18 protein-coding genes, 1 tRNA gene and 2 pseudogenes are annotated in these 17,926 nt (G+C 71.9%); 12 read left to right on the forward strand and 9 right to left on the reverse strand.

The features are described from left to right. Positions 1-4: 4 nt before the first annotated feature. Positions 5-832 carry a metal ABC transporter ATP-binding protein gene (locus ACERMF_RS16780; RefSeq protein WP_373670301.1) on the reverse strand — a complete coding sequence of 276 codons (828 nt, stop codon included), beginning with the start codon at positions 830-832 and terminating at the stop codon, positions 5-7. A 116-nt stretch (positions 833-948) separates the two neighbouring features. Between ACERMF_RS16780 and ACERMF_RS16785 the strand changes: the two genes are divergently transcribed. Together ACERMF_RS16785 and ACERMF_RS16790 are read left to right on the forward strand one after the other, a co-directional pair. After that, complete coding sequence (locus ACERMF_RS16785; protein WP_373670302.1) at positions 949-2,106, forward strand: metal ABC transporter solute-binding protein, Zn/Mn family; 1,158 nt, start codon at positions 949-951, stop codon at positions 2,104-2,106. Between the two features lie 57 nt (positions 2,107-2,163). Continuing rightward, positions 2,164-3,024, forward strand: a complete 861-nt coding sequence (locus ACERMF_RS16790; protein WP_373670303.1) for a metal ABC transporter permease — start codon at positions 2,164-2,166, stop codon at positions 3,022-3,024. 37 nt (positions 3,025-3,061) lie between these two features. Here the strand turns inward: ACERMF_RS16790 and ACERMF_RS16795 are convergent, their stop codons facing one another. After that, positions 3,062-3,496 (reverse strand): Fur family transcriptional regulator, encoded by a 435-nt coding sequence (locus ACERMF_RS16795; RefSeq protein WP_373670304.1) that lies wholly within the window; start codon positions 3,494-3,496, stop codon positions 3,062-3,064. A 93-nt stretch (positions 3,497-3,589) separates the two neighbouring features. On the opposite strand from ACERMF_RS16795, the gene ACERMF_RS16800 reads away from it, so the two are divergent. From ACERMF_RS16800 to ACERMF_RS16835, 8 genes are all read left to right on the forward strand, one after another. Further along, on the forward strand, positions 3,590-4,636 hold the full coding sequence (locus ACERMF_RS16800) for a peptidylprolyl isomerase (RefSeq protein ID WP_373670305.1): 1,047 nt from the start codon (positions 3,590-3,592) through the stop codon (positions 4,634-4,636). Beyond that, positions 4,633-5,793: a nucleoside triphosphate pyrophosphohydrolase gene (gene mazG, locus ACERMF_RS16805; RefSeq protein WP_373670306.1), complete on the forward strand. Its 1,161-nt coding sequence runs from the start codon at positions 4,633-4,635 to the stop codon at positions 5,791-5,793. Before ACERMF_RS16800 ends, mazG begins: the two co-directional genes overlap by 4 nt. 62 nt (positions 5,794-5,855) lie before the next feature. Then, positions 5,856-6,185, forward strand: coding sequence for a hypothetical protein (locus tag ACERMF_RS16810; RefSeq protein ID WP_373670307.1), 330 nt, complete (start codon positions 5,856-5,858; stop codon positions 6,183-6,185). Positions 6,186-6,341: 156 nt separating this feature from the next. Next, positions 6,342-7,631 carry a phosphopyruvate hydratase gene (eno, locus tag ACERMF_RS16815; protein WP_373670308.1) on the forward strand — a complete coding sequence of 430 codons (1,290 nt, stop codon included), beginning with the start codon at positions 6,342-6,344 and terminating at the stop codon, positions 7,629-7,631. Then, on the forward strand, positions 7,628-8,170 hold the full coding sequence (locus tag ACERMF_RS16820) for a septum formation initiator family protein (protein ID WP_373670309.1): 543 nt from the start codon (positions 7,628-7,630) through the stop codon (positions 8,168-8,170). Before eno ends, ACERMF_RS16820 begins: the two co-directional genes overlap by 4 nt. Before the next feature lie 208 nt (positions 8,171-8,378). Beyond that, complete coding sequence (locus ACERMF_RS16825; RefSeq protein ID WP_373670310.1) at positions 8,379-8,762, forward strand: S1 RNA-binding domain-containing protein; 384 nt, start codon at positions 8,379-8,381, stop codon at positions 8,760-8,762. Then, positions 8,762-9,439: a DUF501 domain-containing protein gene (locus ACERMF_RS16830; protein WP_373670311.1), complete on the forward strand. Its 678-nt coding sequence runs from the start codon at positions 8,762-8,764 to the stop codon at positions 9,437-9,439. The genes ACERMF_RS16825 and ACERMF_RS16830 overlap by 1 nt, the downstream gene beginning before the upstream one ends. After that, the gene (locus tag ACERMF_RS16835) at positions 9,436-10,362 is read left to right on the forward strand and encodes an exopolyphosphatase (RefSeq protein ID WP_373670312.1); all 927 of its coding nucleotides are present in this window, start codon (positions 9,436-9,438) and stop codon (positions 10,360-10,362) included. Before ACERMF_RS16830 ends, ACERMF_RS16835 begins: the two co-directional genes overlap by 4 nt. Positions 10,363-10,392: 30 nt before the next feature. On the opposite strand, the gene codB is transcribed toward ACERMF_RS16835, so the two are convergent. Together codB and ACERMF_RS16845 are read right to left on the reverse strand one after the other, a co-directional pair. Then, positions 10,393-11,697, reverse strand: coding sequence for a cytosine permease (gene codB / locus ACERMF_RS16840; RefSeq protein WP_373670313.1), 1,305 nt, complete (start codon positions 11,695-11,697; stop codon positions 10,393-10,395). Continuing rightward, entirely contained in the window at positions 11,690-12,160 is a 471-nt protein-coding gene (locus tag ACERMF_RS16845; RefSeq protein ID WP_373670314.1) for a nucleoside deaminase, read from the reverse strand. Before ACERMF_RS16845 ends, codB begins: the two co-directional genes overlap by 8 nt. Positions 12,161-12,281: 121 nt before the next feature. On the opposite strand from ACERMF_RS16845, the gene ACERMF_RS16850 reads away from it, so the two are divergent. Then, a complete protein-coding gene (locus ACERMF_RS16850; RefSeq protein WP_373670315.1) occupies positions 12,282-13,724 on the forward strand; it encodes an NAD(P)H-hydrate epimerase in 1,443 nt (480 codons plus the stop codon). A 10-nt stretch (positions 13,725-13,734) separates the two neighbouring features. On the opposite strand, the gene ACERMF_RS16855 is transcribed toward ACERMF_RS16850, so the two are convergent. The 5 genes and pseudogenes from ACERMF_RS16855 to ACERMF_RS16875 all read right to left on the reverse strand — a co-directional run bounded on the left by ACERMF_RS16855 (position 13,735) and on the right by ACERMF_RS16875 (position 16,082). Further along, positions 13,735-13,959 carry a serpin family protein gene (locus ACERMF_RS16855; protein WP_373670368.1) on the reverse strand — a complete coding sequence of 75 codons (225 nt, stop codon included), beginning with the start codon at positions 13,957-13,959 and terminating at the stop codon, positions 13,735-13,737. A 68-nt stretch (positions 13,960-14,027) separates the two neighbouring features. Beyond that, positions 14,028-14,171: pseudogene (locus ACERMF_RS16860) on the reverse strand (hypothetical protein); the annotation flags it as partial. 29 nt (positions 14,172-14,200) lie between these two features. Continuing rightward, positions 14,201-14,941: pseudogene (locus tag ACERMF_RS16865) on the reverse strand (serpin family protein); the annotation flags it as partial. A 131-nt stretch (positions 14,942-15,072) separates the two neighbouring features. After that, positions 15,073-15,155 (reverse strand) — tRNA-Leu (locus ACERMF_RS16870). A gap of 12 nt (positions 15,156-15,167) precedes the next feature. Then, positions 15,168-16,082, reverse strand: coding sequence for an HNH endonuclease (locus ACERMF_RS16875; RefSeq protein ID WP_373670316.1), 915 nt, complete (start codon positions 16,080-16,082; stop codon positions 15,168-15,170). A gap of 119 nt (positions 16,083-16,201) precedes the next feature. Between ACERMF_RS16875 and ACERMF_RS16880 the strand changes: the two genes are divergently transcribed. Further along, positions 16,202-17,785 carry a gamma-glutamyltransferase family protein gene (locus ACERMF_RS16880; RefSeq protein ID WP_373670317.1) on the forward strand — a complete coding sequence of 528 codons (1,584 nt, stop codon included), beginning with the start codon at positions 16,202-16,204 and terminating at the stop codon, positions 17,783-17,785. Positions 17,786-17,926: the final 141 nt, after the last annotated feature.

The following is a 17,926-nucleotide window of genomic DNA, read 5'->3' on the forward strand; positions in this document are numbered from 1 at the left end:
AGCCTCACATCCGGTCGTGGTGCCGGTGGTCGTGGTGGTGGGACTCGTCGAGCACCACCGTGCCGTCGTCGAGCACGTGGACGTGACCTCCGTAGGCGCGGGTCAGGTGCTCGGGCGTGAGGACGTGCGCCGGCGGACCGGCCGCGACCACCCGGGTGGCCATCAACACGGTCGTGTCCGCGAGCTGGGCGGTACCCACGTCGTGGGTGGTCAGGACCACGGTCGCGCCGCGATCGCGCTCGGCCGCGACGACCTCCGTGATGGTCTCCTGGGTGACGAGGTCGAGCCCCGTGATCGGCTCGTCGAGGAGCAGCACCTGCGCCCGTTGGGCGAGTGCCTGCGCCACGTACACGCGCTGCCGTTGCCCGCCGGAGAGTTCCAGCAGCTGTCGGTCGAGGAGATCGGTGATGCGGAGGCGCTCGACGGCGTCGTCGACCGCCTCGCGGTCCTCGCTTCCCAGTGGCCGGAAGGCGCCACGTAGGCCGTAGCAGCCCATCCTCACCGTCTCTTGCACGGTCAGGGGGACCGCCTCGTTCGCGACGGTCGTCTGCAGCACGTGGGCGACCTGGCGGCGCATGGTTCTCGGCGGTCGGCCGAGCACCGCGATGCTGCCGCGGTCGGGGCGGATGAGCCCGGAGATGGTGCCGAGCAGCGTCGACTTCCCGGAGCCGTTCGGCCCGATGATGGCGACGACCTGCCCGCGCGCGAACTGCAGGTCGACGGCGTCGACGGCGCGGATCCCGCCGTAGTGGACGCCGAGCCCCCGCATCACGATCGCCGGGGCGGTGGCGGCGGCTTCGGAATCGGTTCGTCCCCGCCGGGTGGAGGTCATGGTCGGCTCGCTTTTAGGAACAGTTCCCATTACCCTCATCGGAACGGGCGACACAAGCTACCGCCGCGGCAGCGCGCGGGCGTCGCCGTCCTCACGACGAATCGATCGGTCTGCTCGTGTCCCTGCTCGGCTCTCGTTCCCGCCCCTCCCGTGCCGCCGTCGCGCTGGCCGGTGTCGCCCTGATGCTGGCGGCCTGCGCCGGCGACGGCGGGCAACTCACGGAGCCGGAACAGGCCGAGTCCCCGGAGGTGGATGCGCCGACGACGAACGCGCCGGACGAGTCGGCCGAACCCGGGATCGTCGACGAGGGTGACCAGACGCTGGTCGTCGCCACCACCAGCATTCTCGGCGACGTCGTGTCCAACGTCGTCGGCGACGATGCGCGGGTGGAGGTGCTCGTTCCGCCCGGTGTCGACCCCCACGGCTACCAACCCTCCGCGAGCGACGCCGCGCTGCTGCGCCAGGCCGACCTCGTCGTCGCCAACGGACTCGGGCTCGAGGAGAACCTGGTCGACGCCATCGACGCGGCGTCGTCGGAGGGCATCCGGGTGCTCGAGCTGGCCGAACAGCTCGATCCGATCGAGTTCGGCGTCGCCGACCACCACGACCACGCGCACGACGACGACCACGCGCACGACGACGACCACGCGCACGACGACGAGCACGGCCACGACGACGAGCACGGCCACGACGACGAGCACGGCCACGACGACGACCACGCGGGTCACGACCACGGGCCGCTCGACCCGCACATCTGGTTCGACCCCGAGCGCATGGCCGACGCGGTGCAACTGATCGCGGCCGAGCTGGGCGAGGTCGGCGCCGGCGACTTCGACGACCGCGCCCTGGCGTACGCCGACGAACTCCGTGCGCTCGATCACGAACTGGCGGAGTTGTACGCCACGATCCCGTCCGAGCGTCGCCTGTTGGTGACCAACCACGACTCGCTGGGCTATCTCGCGCACCGCTACGACTTCGAGGTGCTCGGGACCGTCGTGCCAGGGGTCTCGACCCAGGCCGAGGCGGACGCGCGCGCCTTCGCGGCGCTCGTCGAGACCATCGAGGAGACGGGGGTGCCGGCGATCTTCACCGAGAACGTCGAGTCGTCCGCGCTCGCCGATCAGCTCGCCACCGAGGTCGGCAGTCGTGGGGGCCCCGAGATCGCGGTCGTCTCGCTGTACACCGATGCGCTCGGCGAGCCGGGCAGCGATGCCGCGACCTACGTCGACCTGCTGCGTGAGAACGCCCGGCGGATCGTCGACGCGCTCGGCTGATGTGATCCACTTGCTGGCCGTCGCCGGCCGTCCCCCGACCATCCCGCGGAGCGCCCCGTGCTGGAGTTGATCAGCGAGCCGTTCGCCTACGGGTTCATGCGCAACACGCTGATGGCCGGCCTGCTCACCGTGGTCGCGAGCTCGCTCATCGGCACGTGGGTCGTGATGCGTGGCATGTCGTTCATGGGCGACGCGCTCGCCCACGGGGTCCTGCCCGGCATCGCGATCGCCTACGTGCTGGGTGGCAACCTCCTGGTCGGTGCGGCGATCAGCGCAGCCGTCATGATCGGGGGCGTGAGCGTCGCCAGCGCCCGGAGCCGCCTCGGCGACGACACCGCGATCGGGCTGCTGTTCGTCGGCATGCTCGCCCTCGGCGTCGCCGTCATCTCGCGCAGCGGGGCGTACGCAGGCGACCTGACCACCATCCTGTTCGGCTCCCCGCTCGGGGTCACCAGCGACCAGGTGCGCACGGTGGCCCAGGCGACGGCGGTCACCGTCGTCGTCACGATCGCGATGTACCGGCCGTTCCTGGTGCTGTCGTTCAGTCGCGCCAAGGCCGAGGTCCTCGGGTTGCGTCCCGGCCTCACCCACCTCGTGATGCTGGCCCTGGTCGCCATGGTCATCATCAGCTCGTTCCGGGCGGTCGGCACGATGTTGGTGTTCGCGTTCATCGTCGCCCCGCCGGCGACCGCCGCCCTCGTGTCGCGGCGCGTACCGGTGATGATGGGCGTGGCGATGTTCATCGGCGCCCTCGGCGTGATCGCGGGGCTGCTGCTGAGTTTCCACCTCGGGCTCGCCGCCGCACCGACCATCGCCGGTCTGACCGTAGCCGCCTTCTTCGTCGTGCTCGCCGTGCGCGAGAGCCTCGATCGCGCCCGCACGTGGCGACACCGGCACGCGCCCGCTGCGGCCGGCTGACCACCACGGTCCGCGGGTTGCGGCCCGCGTGGCGACGTCAGCTGCAGGTGGCGCAGGTACCGACGAGCTCGAAGCGGTGCGAGTCGACGTCGAAGTCGGTCTGGCGGCGGGCCTCGTCGGCGGCCTCGGCGAGCGCCGACTCGATCCGAGCCGGCAGCACGACGTCCTCGAGACGACCGCACAGCGAGCACAGCAGGTGGTGGTGGTGCTCGGAGAGCTCCTCGGTGAGCTCGTAGCGGGCGACGTCGTCGGTCGAGGCCAGGCGGTGCACCGCGCCGCACTGCTCGAGGGTCGCGAGGTTGCGGTAGAGCGAGCTCTGCGACTGGCGTGCACCGAGATGCTGCAGCTCGGGGATCGTCACGGGCCGGCCGGCATCCATCAGCAGCTGCACGAGTTGACGGCGCCCGCCGGTGTAGCGCTGACGCGCCCGGCGAAGCTGCTCGTCGACGGTGTCGTGGATGTCGGTCGTCATGCGGGCAGCATAGGTCACGTTCTCGGAATGGCGATCCCGGTCGGAATCGGCGAGAGCCCGCGGCGGGCGAACCAGTAGACTCCGCGGCGACGCGTGTCCGTCCGTCGTCTCGACAGGCCGCTCGCCGGCCGCATCCGCTTGCTGGAGTACCTCGCCGTGCGCATCCGTTCCCTGCTGTCAGCCGCCATGCTCGCGGCCCTCCTCGCCGGTTGCGGCGGCGCGACCACCCCGGGGGCCGCGGCCACGGTCGACGGCGAGGTCATCTCGCGCGAACGCCTCGAGAGCGCGGTGCGCGAACTGACCGGCGACAGCGCGTCGATGGACGCCGAGGAGCGCAACGAGCTCGTCGGGGACACCCAGCGGCGGGTGCTGAGCTTCCTGATCCAGGCCCAGGCGATCATCAACCTCGCCGACGAGCGCGGCATCACCGTCGACCCGGCCGAGGAAGCGGCCAGGTTCGAGGAGGACGTCGAAGGCTTCGGCGGCGAGGAGGCGCTGGCGCAGCAGTTGTCCGCCCAGCAGAGCGGTCTGACCGTCGAGCTCTACCGCGACGTCCTCATCCCGGCCAGCCTCCGCCTCGACCTGCTGCGCGAGGAGCTCCTCGGCGAGGTCGAGGTCGAGGAGGTCGAGACCCGCACGGTGCGCCACATCCTGGTCGAGACCGAGCCCGAGGCCCAGGCGATCGTCGACGAGCTCGCCGACGGCGCCGACTTCGCCGAACTGGCCCAGCAACGCTCCACCGACCCCGGTAGCGGTGCACAGGGCGGCGAACTCGGCGACAACCCTCGTGGTGCGTTCGTGCCGCCCTTCGACGACGCCGTGTGGTCCGCCACGATCGGTGAGGTCGTCGGACCGGTCGAGTCCGACTTCGGGTTCCACGTCCTCGAGGTGACCGACGAGGGCAGCGTCGAGCAGGCGGCCGGCGGCGGCAGTCGCGACCAGGCTGCGCAGGGGCAGCTCGACCAGTTGCTGGCCAGTGCGTTCGCGGACGCCGAGGTCACGGTCGCGCCGGGGCTCGGCCGTTGGGACGCTGAACTGCAGCAGGTGGTCGCGCCCGAGCGTGTCGGCCAGGGCGCCGAACCGGGGCAGCAGCCCGGCGACCTGCTCGACGACCCGGTCGACGCGCCGGCCGAGGAATGAGCGGGGGCGCGCCGCCCAGGGTGGTGCTGGTCGAGACCTCCGACGCCCTGCCCGGCCTGCTGCCGTTCCAGGCGTGGGACGTGCTCGGAACCGCGCCGGTCGTGCACCTGCGCGACCCCGACACCCACCCGAGCGCGAAGCACCTGTACTTCGCCGGCCTGGACCTGCAGCCGCTGGCTCCCGCCACGCTCGGCCGCGCCGAGCTCGACCTGACCAAGCCGGGCAGCCCCGAGGATCGGCGCATCGCCAAGGCGCTGCTCGAGTACGCGGTCCGTGAAGGCGTGGCGGTGTACCTGCTCGGTCCCGGGGACGAGGGGCTGGGTCCGACGCTGGGTGGCCAGGCCGGTGAGCACGACGCCGAGGTCGAGTTCGTCTTCATGGCGCAGCAACCCGCCGGCGCGGAGTTCGTCCGGCTCGTCGACGTGCTCAAGCGGCTCCGCGACCCCGAGGACGGCTGCCCCTGGGACCTGGAGCAGGATCACGCCAGCCTCGCGAAGTACCTCGTCGAGGAGACCTACGAACTCATCGACGCGATCGAGCGGGAACACGACGTCGACATCGCGGAAGAGCTCGGTGACGTGCTGCTGCAGGTCGTGTTCCAGGCCCAGGTGGCCAGCGATCGTCGTGCCTTCAACATCGACGACGTGACGCGCGGCATCGTCGACAAGCTGGTGCGGCGTCACCCGCACGTGTTCGCCGACGGCGACGCGGACACCGCCGAGGACGTCCAGCGCAACTGGGACGCCCTGAAGGCCCGCGAGAAGGTGGGACGCACCGGCCCGTTCGACGGCGTGCCACCGGCGCTGCCCGGCCTGATGCTGCTCGAGACGCTCGAGCGCAAGGCCGCCAAGCGTGGGTTCGACTGGAGCGATCCGACCGAACCCGCCGCCCGCGTGACCGAGGAGCTCGGCGAACTGCTGGACGCCGGGACGGACGAGGAGCGCCTCGAGGAGCTCGGTGACCTGCTCGGCGCCGTCGTCGGCCTCGCGCGCGCCCTCGACCTCGATCCCGAGGTGGCGGCGCGGGCCGCGGCGCGCAAGTTCCGGGCCCGCTTCGAGGCGGTGCTGGCCCTCGCGGTCCAGCGGGAGTTGCCGGTCGACGACCTCAGCCGGGACACGTGGCTGGAGCTGTGGGACGAGGTCAAGGCGCCCGACTGACCGGGCCGGTCGTCCCGACTAGGCTGCCGCCCCCGCCGGATCCCTGCCAGCCGAGGACGCGCATGTCCACCGACGACGTCGCCACCGACGCCAACGGGTCGGGCGCGCCCGCGAGCATCCGCCCTCCCGATCTCGCGCCCGACGAGGTCCGCGGCAACGAGGACGTGCTGGCCGGCTGGGACACCGACGTCGACGTCGCCGACCTGGCGCGATGGCAGGTGGACCGGGCGCCGTTCCCGACCGACGCCGTCGTGGTCGTCGGTGCGAAGGTGGCGGGTGCCCTCATCGGTGCCGCCGTCGACCAGCGACGCGGGCGCGGGTTCGTGGTCGGCGCGATGGCCGGACTGGCCGCCGGCGTCGTCACCCGCCGCCTGTGGCGCCTGGACGTCTGAGACACCGGGGTTCCCACCAACCCCTGGTCCCACGCTCGTGTCGGCGTTGTTTCCAATGCGCGTGACCGTCACGTACCGTCCGATGCGGTCAGGCGCCGCGTGTACGGACCGCCTGGCGTGCCCGCCGTTCCCTCTCTCCTCGAGACGACACCGCTCATGCATCTGACGACCATCGAACTCGTCCGCGCCCGCGAGATCCTCGACAGCCGCGGCAACCCGACCGTCGAGGTCGAGGTCGGCCTGGTCGACGGCACGCTCGGTCGTGCAGCGGTCCCTTCGGGGGCGTCCACGGGCGAGGCCGAGGCGGTCGAGCTGCGTGACGGCGGGGAGCGCTACCTCGGCAAGGGGGTGCGCAAGGCCGTCGACAACGTCCACGAGACCATCGCGCCGGCGCTCCTCGGACACGACGCGACGCGGCAGCGCGAGATCGATGCGCTCCTGCTCGACCTCGACGGCACCGACAACAAGGGCACGCTGGGCGCCAACGCCATCCTCGGCGTCTCGCTGGCGACCGCCAAGGCGGCGGCCGAGGCGAGCGGCCTGCCGCTGTACGCCTACCTCGGCGGCCCCAACGCGCACCTGCTCCCGGTCCCGATGATGAATGTGCTCAACGGGGGCAGCCACGCCGACTCCAACGTCGACTTCCAGGAGTTCATGATCGCGCCGATCGGCGCCCCCAGCTTCGCCGAGGCGCTGCGCATCGGCACCGAGGTCTACCACCAGCTCAAGAAGGTGCTGCACGGCCGGGGCCTGTCCACGGGGCTGGGTGACGAGGGCGGCTTCGCCCCCGACCTCGCGTCGAACTCGGCCGCGCTGGACCTGCTCATGGAGGCGATCGACGCCGCCGGCTACCGGGCCGGCAGCGACATCGCGCTCGCGATGGACCCGGCCACCTCCGAGCTGTTCCGCGACGGCAGATACCACCTCGACGGCGAGGGACGGGTCCTGTCGTCCGAGGAGATGGTGGAGCTGTGGGCCGACCTCGTCGACCGCTACCCGATCGTCTCGATCGAGGACGGACTCGACGAGGGCGACTGGGACGGGTGGAAGCTGTTGACCCAGCGGCTGGGCGAGCAGGTCCAGCTCGTCGGCGACGACCTGCTGGTGACCAATCCCGCCTTCGTCCGACGCGGCATCGACGAGCGGGCCGCGAACAGCGTGCTCGTGAAGGTCAACCAGATCGGCTCGCTGACCGAGACCCTCGATGCGGTCGCCATGGCGCAACGTGCCGGGTGGACCGCGATGATCAGCCACCGTTCCGGCGAGACCGAGGACGCCACCATCGCCGACATCGCCGTCGCCACCAACGCGGGCCAGATCAAGACCGGCGCGCCCGCACGCTCCGACCGGGTCGCCAAGTACAACCAGTTGCTGCGCATCGAGGAAGAGCTCGGCGACAGCGCCCGCTACGCCGGCCGTGAAGCGTTCCCCCGGTTCGCCCCGTGACCAGCCAGCCGTCCCGCTCGCACGCGCGCCGCGACCTGCGGCGCCAGCAGCGTCGCCGTCGGCGCGGTGGTCACGATCGGGGTCCGGTCGCCCTGCAGCGTGCCGCCGACCGCAGCCTGGCGGCGGCGCGCGGGGTCCGTCACGGCGTCCGCCGCGCCGTCAGTGGCGATCGGCCGCTGGTGCTGATGCTGCTCGGGGCGATCGTGCTGTCCGTGCTGATGCTCTCGGGGCCGGCCCAGCGTTACCTGGACACCCGCGAACGGGTGGATGCGCTGGCCGGAAAGGCGGATGCGCTCGACCGTGCCAACGCCGAACTGCTGCAGCGCCAGCGCGACCTGCAGGACCCCATCAACATCGAGCTCCTCGCCCGCGAGCACCAGGGCTTCATCCGGCCCGGGGAGGTGCCCTACACGTTGATCCCTCCGGAGGTCGAGCGGCCCCGGATCACCGCCCCGCGTTCCACCGTGCAGGCGCCCTCCGATGCGGCCTGGTACGAGCGGATGTGGGAGACGGTGCACGGCTGGGTCGGCTCATCCTGAGCGACGGCAGGTCGATCGGACGTCCGGTCGGTGTTGCCCCTGGCGGCTGCGCTCCGTACCGTTACGGGGTGCGGAGCTCGGTTGTGGCTCCGCCGATCGCGCGCCCGGTCCCGTCTGCGGACCGGGTCCCTTCACCGCCAGCCGCCGACGTGCGGCTACGACCGGGGCCCCCAGGCGTCTCGCGCGAGCGCCCCGCGCCCCACAGGAGTTGGTCCAACTGCAGGGACAGATCGTCAAGGGCAAGGTCGTCCGGCTCGAGGAGTACGGCGCATTCGTCGAGGTTCCGACCGAGGACGGAGGCATCGTCACCGGGCTGGTCCACGTATCCGAGGTCGACGCCGACTTCGTCGAGAACATCTACGCCTACCTCGCCGAAGGCGACGAGGTCGACGTCAAGGTGCTCGACGTCAAGGAGGACGGCAAGGTCGACCTGTCCATCAAGCGTGCCGACCCGGAGTGGCAGGACGAGGAGTCCGTCAACCTGCGGTCCAAGCTCGACAAGGACTTCAACAAGCGTCTGCGCCGCTTCATGCACAAGTCGCAGATGATCCAGGGTGAGGCGCGCCGACAGCGTCGCGGACGCGTCGGCTGATGCCGTTCCCCGACGGGGCCGCGCGCCCCGTCCCCAGGGACGTGCCCGGCGCCTCGGACCGCGAGGCGCCGGACGTCGGTGTGCGCCCGACCGGCGTGCCCGGCCCCCAGCCCGACGCCGTGCGGCCCGATCCGCAGGCCTCGTACGAGCGGGCGCTGGCGGCCGCGCCGGCCGACCGGCGCGAACAGGCCATCGTCTCGGTGCAGTTGGGTCGTCCCGCCCGCGGCGCCCCGGCCGTGGTGCACCGGTGCGTGTACGGGCTGCCGACGGTGGTGCGTGTCGCTCCGCGGTTGGACGACGGCACGCCGTTTCCGACGACGTTCTGGCTCACGTGCCCGGTCATGCGGTCACGGGTGGGCGGCCTCGAGGCCGATCACGCCATGGTCGGGCTCAACGAACGGCTCGGCACCGACGACGAGTTCGCCGCTTCGTACGCGGCCGCGTCGGAACGCTACGTCGCCGCACGGGACCAACTTGGCGAGCCGTTGCCGGGCAACCCGAGTGCTGGCGGCATGCCGGGGCACATCAAGTGCCTGCACGTGCACGCGGGGCACACGCTGGCCACCGGCGACAACGTGGTCGGGCAGTGGACGGTCGAGCACACCACCCCGGCGCCGTGCCGCGGCCCGTGCGTGACCGAGGGCGAGGTCGCCGCCCGCATGGAGCGCTCGTCGTGACCGCGGCCCGGGCCGCCGTCGATGTCGGTACCAACTCGGTCCGGCTCCTGATCGTCGACGCCGACGGCCGCCGGATCGCCCGCGAGCTGACGATCACCCGCCTGGGTGCCGGCGTCGACCGCAACGGCCACCTCGACGACGAGGCCCTGCAGCGGACGCTCGACACCATCGCCCGCTACCGCGAGCTGTGGACCGCGGCGGGGGTGACCGACCGCGTCCGGATCGCGGCCACGTCCGCCGTCCGTGACGCCGGTGACCGCGACCGCTTCTTCGGCGGCGTCCGCGAGGTCGCCGGCGTCGACGCGGAGGTGCTCAGCGGCGAACAGGAAGCGGCCCTGACCTTCGCCGGCGCTGCGGGTGCCGTCGACGTGGTCGCTCCAGTCGCGGTCGTCGACGTCGGCGGCGGTTCGACCGAGCTGGTCGTCGGCGACGACGGCGGCGACGTGGCCGGTAGCGTGTCGATGCAGCTGGGCTGCGTACGGCTCACCGAGCGCCACCTGGCGACCGATCCGCCCGCCGCCGCCGAAGTGGTTGCGGCGCGCGCCTTCGTGGACGAACGCCTCGACGAGGCCGATGCCGGCCTGTCGTTGCAGGGCGCGGACCTGGCGGGGGCGCGGTCGTTGGTGGCGGTCGCCGGCACGGCCACGACCCTGGCCGCGCTGCACCTCAACCTGCCGGCCTACGAGGAGCGCCGCATCCACGGCGCCCGCGTGCCGCTCTCCGCGCTGCTCGAACTGACCGAACGCCTGCTCGCCATGTCCGCGTCTGAGCGCGCCGCTCTGGGCCCGGTGCAGCCGGGCCGGGAGGACGTCCTGCACGGCGGCGCCCTGGTGCTCTCGCGCGTGGCGCAGCGCTACGACTTCGATGATGTCGTGGTCAGCGAGTCCGACATCCTCGACGGCCTGGCCGCCTCACTCGCCTGACCGCGACCGTCGTGTCAGACGGTCGCCGTTTCAGACGGCCGCCGCGGGTCGCCCGAGGTCCGACGCCCGCCGTCCGACGAGGTAGGCGCCCACGATCGCCACGACGATCGCCACCACCGGCGGGATGAAGACGCCGTACCGGCTCGACAGCCACGCCAGCAGGGTCGCCACGGCGTAGACGGCGAGGTTCTCCCAACGCACGGCAGGGAAGCGGTAGTCGAGTGGTTCGGGCATCCCGCCGCGCCAGTTGGCGAGGAAGTCACCGATGATCACGCCGCCGATGGCGGGGATCAGGATGCCGAGCCAGGCCAGGTAGCCGATCAGGTTGTCGTAGATCGGCAGGGCGAGCAGCGTCCCGACGATCACGCCACCGACCACGAACGGCTTCTTGGTGTTGGCGTTGAACAGCTCGGCACCGGCGACGCCGAAGTTGTAGGCGGTGTTGTCGTTGGTGGTCCACAGGTTGGCGACCAGGAACACCAGGCCCCACCCGATCAGGTTGAGCGCGAACAGCACCTCGACGAAGTCGCCGATGCCGAACGCCAGCGCCCCGATCCCGCCGAAGAAGATCATGAGCAGCTCACCGACGAAGAACGCGATCGTGGCCGAGGTGACCCCCTGGGTGGGGGTCCGGGCGAACCGAGTCCAGTTGGGCGCCTGCGTGCCCCCGGAGGCGAACGTGCCGACGATGGCGGTGACCGCGGCGGCGACCGTCATCTCCCCGGTCCCGGTGAGCCCCCCGAGGCCGCCGATCCCGCCGACCTCCGTGAGCGAGCGCCACGTGACCCAGCCGGCCAGGATCAACAGCAGCGGCACGGACACGGCCGAGAGCAGTTCCATGCCGCGGTAGCCGTAGTAGGCGGTCACGCCCATGACGGCCCCGCCGACCAGGATCAGGACCCAGCGCCACACGGGTCCGTCCAGGCCGGTCACCTGCTGGGTCAGCAACGCCAGGGTCGCGACCGTGACGCCGTACCAGCCGATCTGCGTCCCGCCGAGCAGCAACGAGACCAGCTTCGCGCCCTTGTCGCCGAAGGCGTAGCGGGACATCACCACGGTGGTGAGGCCGGTGCGGGCTCCGACGGCGCCGAGGGCGGAGACGTAGACACCCAGCACGGCCGAGCCGAGGAGGGCGACGAGCAGGAACTCGTTGAACGAGAACGCGGGCGCGATGCTGGCTCCCGCGAGCATCGTCGGGGTGAAGAAGGTGAAGCCGAGCAGGACGACCCCCAGCGACAGCACGCCCTTGCGGGCGTGCAGGGGGACGATCTGCAGCGGGTAGTCGGGGTCGATGCCGTCGGGCGCCGGCGCGCGGGTGTCCGCGGTGTCACTCATGACCGATGTCCTCGTTCCAGATCGCCGGGTGCTCGGCGATGAACTGTTGCAACAGGTCGATGCAGCGCTGGTCGTCGAGCACGTGGACCTCGACCCCGTGCTCGGCGAGCCAGTCGTGGCCCCCGTGGAACGTTCGTGCCTCGCCGATGACGACCCGGGAGATGCCGAACTGGCGCACCAGTCCGGCGCAGTACCAGCACGGCGAGAGGGTCGTGACCATCGTCGTGCCGCGGTAACTGCGTTGCCGGCCCGCACGCCGGAACGCGTCGGTCTCGCCGTGGACCGACGGGTCGTCCTCCTGCACGCGGCGGTTGTGGCCGCGTCCGAGCACCTGTCCGTCGGTGCCGATGAGCGCGGCGCCGATCGGGATGCCACCCTCGGTGCGGCTCGCGACGGCCTCCTCGACGGCGACGTCGAGCCATCGAAGCATGGTGGCGTCGTCTGGGCTCTCGAGGTGGTTCATGCGGCAACTCCCGGTCGTCGGGATCTTGCCAGCTGCGTGCGACGGTGGCCCCACATTTCGCGTCGCGTCGCGGCCGCCGTGTCGCGTAGCGTGCGCGCAGGCGGAGCGAGGGCGGAGTCGGGTGGACGAGCGGTTGGACCCGGCGGTCTTCTGGCCGCGCCTGCGGGAGGCGCTGGTGCAGGTTCCCGAGGACGCACGCACCCCGCCGCCGGAAGCGCGCGTCGGGGCGGTCCTCGTGCTGCTCGAGGACACGCCGGAAGGGCCGCGCGTCGTGCTGACGCGCCGCCGCCGCGACATGCGTTCGCACCCCGGGCAGGTGTCGTTTCCCGGCGGGCGTCTCGACCCGGGGGAGTCGGTCGACGAGGCGGCGCTGCGCGAGGCCCGCGAGGAGATCGGACTCCGTGGTCACACCGTCGAGATCGTCGGTGTGGGGCCGAAGTTCTACATCCCGCCGTCGCGGTTCTGGGTGGTGCCGGTCCTGGCGCGCTGGCGGCAGCCACATCCGCTGACCGAGAACCCGTGGGAGGTCGACGAGGTCCTCGAGGTGCCGCTCACCCAACTGCTCGACCGGTCACGGTGGCGGCACGCGCCGTTGAGCCTGCGCGGGTCGACCTGGGCGTGGCAGCTCGATGCCGACATCCTGTGGGGGGCGACCGCGATCGTGATGGCGTTGCTGCTCGACACGGCCGTCGAGGGCTGGTCCGGGGGCCTGCAGCCGCACGAACTCGGCGAGAAATTCGCCGTGCGGCCGTGGGAGCAGGTGCCGTCCTGGGAACGGCGGGTGCGTCTCGAGGGCGAGTTGCCGTCCCGGTCCCAGGCCGAGGTCGAACACGTGGCCGCGGCCCAGGTCCGGCAGGTACGGGAGTGGCTCGACGGGCGGGGGGTGGGGCCGCTCGTGCGGGCCGAGCAGGCGGGGCGGGCCGCCGCACACGCCCTCCGTCGGCTGCACGGCGGCGACCTGGCCGACGTGACGATCACGGTGCTGGCCGGCCCGAGCGAGAACGGCGCAGGTGGACTGGCAGCGGCGCGTCTGCTGGTCGCGGCCGGTGCCGGGGTCGAGGTGGTGACGGTCGGACCTCCGCGGCATCCGCAGCAACTCGCCGTCCTGGAAGCCGCGGGTGTGCCCCTGACGTCCGTGACCGCCGAGACCTTCAACGATGCCAGGGCGCCCGGCCAGGTCGTGCTCGACGCCATGCTCGGCGTCGGGACCGAGCCGCCCCTGCGCGATCTGCCGGAGGTCGCCGCGACCTGGCTGCGCCGCCACGACGTCCCGGTGGTGTCGCTCGATTTGCCGACCGGGCTGTCGGCTGACGCGGGGGTCCGGGGGCCGTGCGTGACCGCGGACGTCACGGTCGCCATCGGTGCCCCGACCCGCGGCCTGGCCGAGCGGATCTCCCACGCCTACGTCGGCGATCTCTACCTCGCCGATCTTGGCGTCCCACCCGCGGCGTGGCGCGCCGCCGGTGTCTCGACCCCGCCGACGTTCAGCAGCGGCCCGCTGGTGCGGCTGACCGCCGACGACGTGGGCACCGACGCCGGCACCCCCGACCAGGGCCAGCTCTGACGATCGTCGTTCAGGCCGCCGGGTCGAGGACGCGGCCGACGAACAACACCGCGCTCGTCGGCTTGTGCCGGATCAGGTAGAGGAATGGCTGGTCGGCTCGGACGGTCACTACGGGCTCGGGGGGCCCGCTGTCCTCGAAGAGGAGTGCCGTGGCGGCCGCCGCGACCGTCCCCTGCTCGTCGACCGCGATGTCCGCGGCGTGGATCGCGTCCTCGAGTGTGATGCCGGACGCGATGCCGTCGTAGCCCCGACGCCAAAGATGTCGGCAGCGCCGAGGTCGCCCTCGATCAGGCCGCGCAGGTCGACCTGACTGCTGCTCTCGAACCGGGGCAGGAACAACTCGACCGCTTGACCGCTCGCATTCGCGTCGATCTCGTCGACGAGTTCTCGACCGAGTTGCGCCTCCACCTCGGCGTAGCTTCCCACGGCTGGGACGACGACCAGCATCGACCGCTCGTGCCGAGATAGGGGATCTCGGTGGCGACGTAGGCGTCCGTCGCCACGGCCGGCCCGGACAGTTCGAGTTCGTGCATGAGCGGCACCGTGACGGTCGAGCCGTCCAGACGCGTGAAGTCGGGGGCTTCGGTGCCGTACTTGCCGAAAAGCCGTGCCCAGTCCGCTTCGAGGTAGAGCGCGTTCACCAGCACCAACGCCGAGTCTGCGTTCAGGGCGCCCATGGGAAGCAGGTTGGAGATCAGGTCCTCGGTCTGCTCGGCGACCCAGTCGTTGATGTGCGCGCGGGAGCCGTCGGGGTCGGCCTTCAGAGGAAGTGGTTCCACGCGGGCGCCGAACCAGGTCGCGAGGCGCTCGTCGTACCCGTCGACGGTCGTGAAGCCGCTGTCGGGGAACTGCAGGTTGGCGAGTCGCACGACCGGACCGCCGACATCGGTCACCCCCTGCTCGAGCGTGTTGAACGCCTCCCACCGGGCTTCGCCGTCGACCGGATACCCGAACAGCTCGGACAACGCTTCTGCCGTCTCGCCACTGGCGCCCGCATCGGCCATGCCGAAGGCAATGCCGATGGACAGCGGCGACAGCACGAGGTCATCCGCGGACTCCGCGGCCGCGGCGGCGAACAGCCGGTAGCCGACGTCGTTGAGCCCGGCGACGAGATCCGGCACGTCAGGCGAGTCCGGCGTGGGACGCTCGATGTCGAGCGCCGCGAGTGCGGTCTGGGTCGCCGCCGGCCCGACCGTCGGGCGCGTCGGGCGACGCACCGCAGGCGGTGATCACGAAGGCGGCCACCAGAATCGTCGCCGGGAACCGTGTTCGAACCATGCTCGGCATGTTGCCCCCCGTCATCGGTGGGACGGCACGCGATGCCGAATGGTTGCAGGCGCGTTCGTTGTGCGGGCGGTGGGATTCGAACCCACACGGGCTTGCGCCCCAAGGCGTTTAAGGCCTCTCTGTCTACCGTTCCAGCACGCCCGCATGGCCAGAAGCCTAAACGAGGGCCAGTTGTTTCATCGGGCGTGGCGATGGATCCGCGTCGGGCGATCGTGCCTCCCTGCTATGCCGCGCACGGGCGCCGCGGTTCCGACCGCGGTAGGTCGGTGTCAGGGCGTGGCAGTTTGGGCAGAGCAGCCGCAGGTTCTGCAACCGGTTGTCACGCCGGTCGCCGTTGACGTGGTCCAGTTCCAGTGGCACTTCGCGTCCTTGCCACTCGGTCAGACCGCAGCGCTCGCATGCCCATGTCTTCAGCCCGACGCTGACGAGCCGCCGGCCGAGGTCGGTGAAGCGATTCGCCGTGTTCGCTGCGAGCTCCGGTGCCAGCTTGTCGAGCAGAAAGCGGACTCGTGTGCCCGCCGAGCCGAAGTGAGTCAGGTCGACCTCATAGCTTGCGACGCTTGCAGCGAAGCGCGCGTAGGCCGTGCCGCATGGCACGAAGCCGAGATCACGGATCACGGCCGCGATCGAGAAGTTGCCGAGCACGGCACGCCGAAATTCGTGCTCGGGGAAGGACTTGGCGCCTTTTCCGTCTCCGGTGGTCCCGGGGGACGGCCGGGGCCCCCTTCGCGACCACTCCGCCGGTAGACGCTGGCCCAGCTGACGCCCCCGCTCCCGCAACCGTCGGTACGTCGGGTGGCAGGCCTTGAGCCCGAGGCGTCGGCATAGATCCGGGTAACCAGACGCCGCCGCGACGGCGGCGAGGAAGTCGGCGTCGGACACATGACGTGCTGTCGGTCGCGCCAGAAACCGCAGATCGATCCCGAGCTCGGCCGCGTAGTCATAGACGGTCTCGTAGTTGGCGCCGCGGGGGACGAGACCCAGTGCGCGGCAGAGGTCGGCCATCGTCTTCGTCCCGGGGTCCGCGACGGCGGCCCGGAACTGCACTTCCGTGTAGCGGCGTCGACCCACGACGCATGTCCTCACCCGCCCCCACGGATCCAGCGACTTGCCGGTCCGAACCTACAGGTGGGCCGTGACACGGACCGCCCTAAGGTGGCGACTCTCCACAGGCGATCTCCGAGGTGTCCATGAGCGCACGCTGGTTCCCGCACGGGGTGGTGGCGAGTCCCCACCACCTCGCCTCCACCGCCGGCGCGCGGGTCCTGGCCGACGGTGGCAACGCGGTCGATGCCGCTGTCGCCGCCAACCTCGTGCTCGCCGTGGTGACCCCCTATTTCTGCGGTGTCGGTGGCGACCTGCTGGCCATCGTCTGGGACGGCGAGGCGCACGGGACCGTCAGCGCCGGCGCCGCTCCCGCGGGCGCCACGCCCGAGGCGATCCGCGCGGCTGTCGACGCGGGGCACGGTGACCCGTCGGTGTCGATGCCGGGCACCGGCGGGATGCCGATGTTCGGCGCGCTGCCGGTCACGGTGCCGGGCGCGGTGGCCGGCTGGTTCGACCTCCTCGACCGGTTCGGCACCCGTGCGTTCGGCGACGTCACCGCGACGGCGATCGAGCTCGCCGAGCACGGTTTCCTGCTCAGCCCCCACGGCGCCCGCTTCCCCGAACGTGCCCGGGCCCGCTTCGGTGACCAGCCGGACTGGATGGCGAATTACGGCCGGATGGAGGCCGGGCGGCGCTTCGTCCAAACCGACCTCGCCGCGACCCTCCGCACGATCGCCGAGGACGGCCCGTCGGCCTTCTACACCGGCCGCATCGCGGACGCGATCGTCGAGGTGCTGCAGCGTGGCGGTTCGACGATGACCGCCGACGATCTCGCTGCCCACCGGTCGCGGCTGGTCACGCCGATGTCCGGTCGCTACCGCGAGCTCGAGGTGCTCGAGCTGCCCCCGCCGACGCAGGGGGTCACCGCCCTGACGGCGCTCGGCATCCTCGACCGGTTGGGTGACCGCCTCCCGGACGATCCGGCGGCCGCCGCCCACCTGCAGGTCGAGGCGATCCGGGCCGCGCTCGCCGACCGCGAGGAACACGTCGCGGATCCGCGCACGATGACGGTCGATCCGGCCGGCCTGATCGTGCCGGCGCGCCTTGACGCGATGGCCGCCGCGGTCGATGCCGAGCGGGCTGGCGCCTGGCCGCCGGCACGACCGGCCGCCGGAGGTACGGCCTATCTCTGCGCCGCTGACCGGGACGGGCTGCTCGTCAGCCTGATCCAGTCGAACTTCGTCGGGTTCGGCTCGGGCGTCGTCGTACCGGGTACCGGCATCGGGCTGCACGACCGCGGCGCCCACTTCAGCCTCGAGCCGGGTGACCCGAACGTGATCGGCCCGGGAAAGCAGCCGCTGCACACCCTGATCCCGGCGATGGCCCTGCGCGACGGGGCGCCGGAGGTGGTGTTCGGCACCATGGGTGGCGACGCCCAGGCGCAGATCCACACCCAGCTGCTGGGCCACCTCGTCGACGGCGGCGCCGACCCGCAGGACGCGGTTGCGGCGCCCCGGTTCGTGGTCGAGGTGGCCGACGGCTCGGTCGCGGTGGAGGCGGACGCCGACCCGGCCATCGCGGCGGGGCTGCGTGAGCGCGGCCACACCGTCACCGACCTCGAGGCGCGGTCGCACAGTGCGGGTCACGCCCACGCGATCCGCCTGGTCGCCGGCGGCTACGAGGCGGGTAGCGACCCGCGCTCCGAGGGCGGCGCCATCGGCCACTGACGCGGCCGGGACGGGGCGGCCGCTGCGGCGGGCCGCCGTACGAGGCAGTGACGTCGTGGCGCGGCGGTGCTGCCCGGACGAGGTGTGCCTCGCCGATGCCGCACGACCTCGGGGTCGCATCACCCGCGGTCGCCTCACCGC

Source organism: Egicoccus sp. AB-alg6-2 (genome assembly GCF_041821025.1).
Taxonomy (GTDB): domain Bacteria; phylum Actinomycetota; class Nitriliruptoria; order Nitriliruptorales; family Nitriliruptoraceae; genus Egicoccus.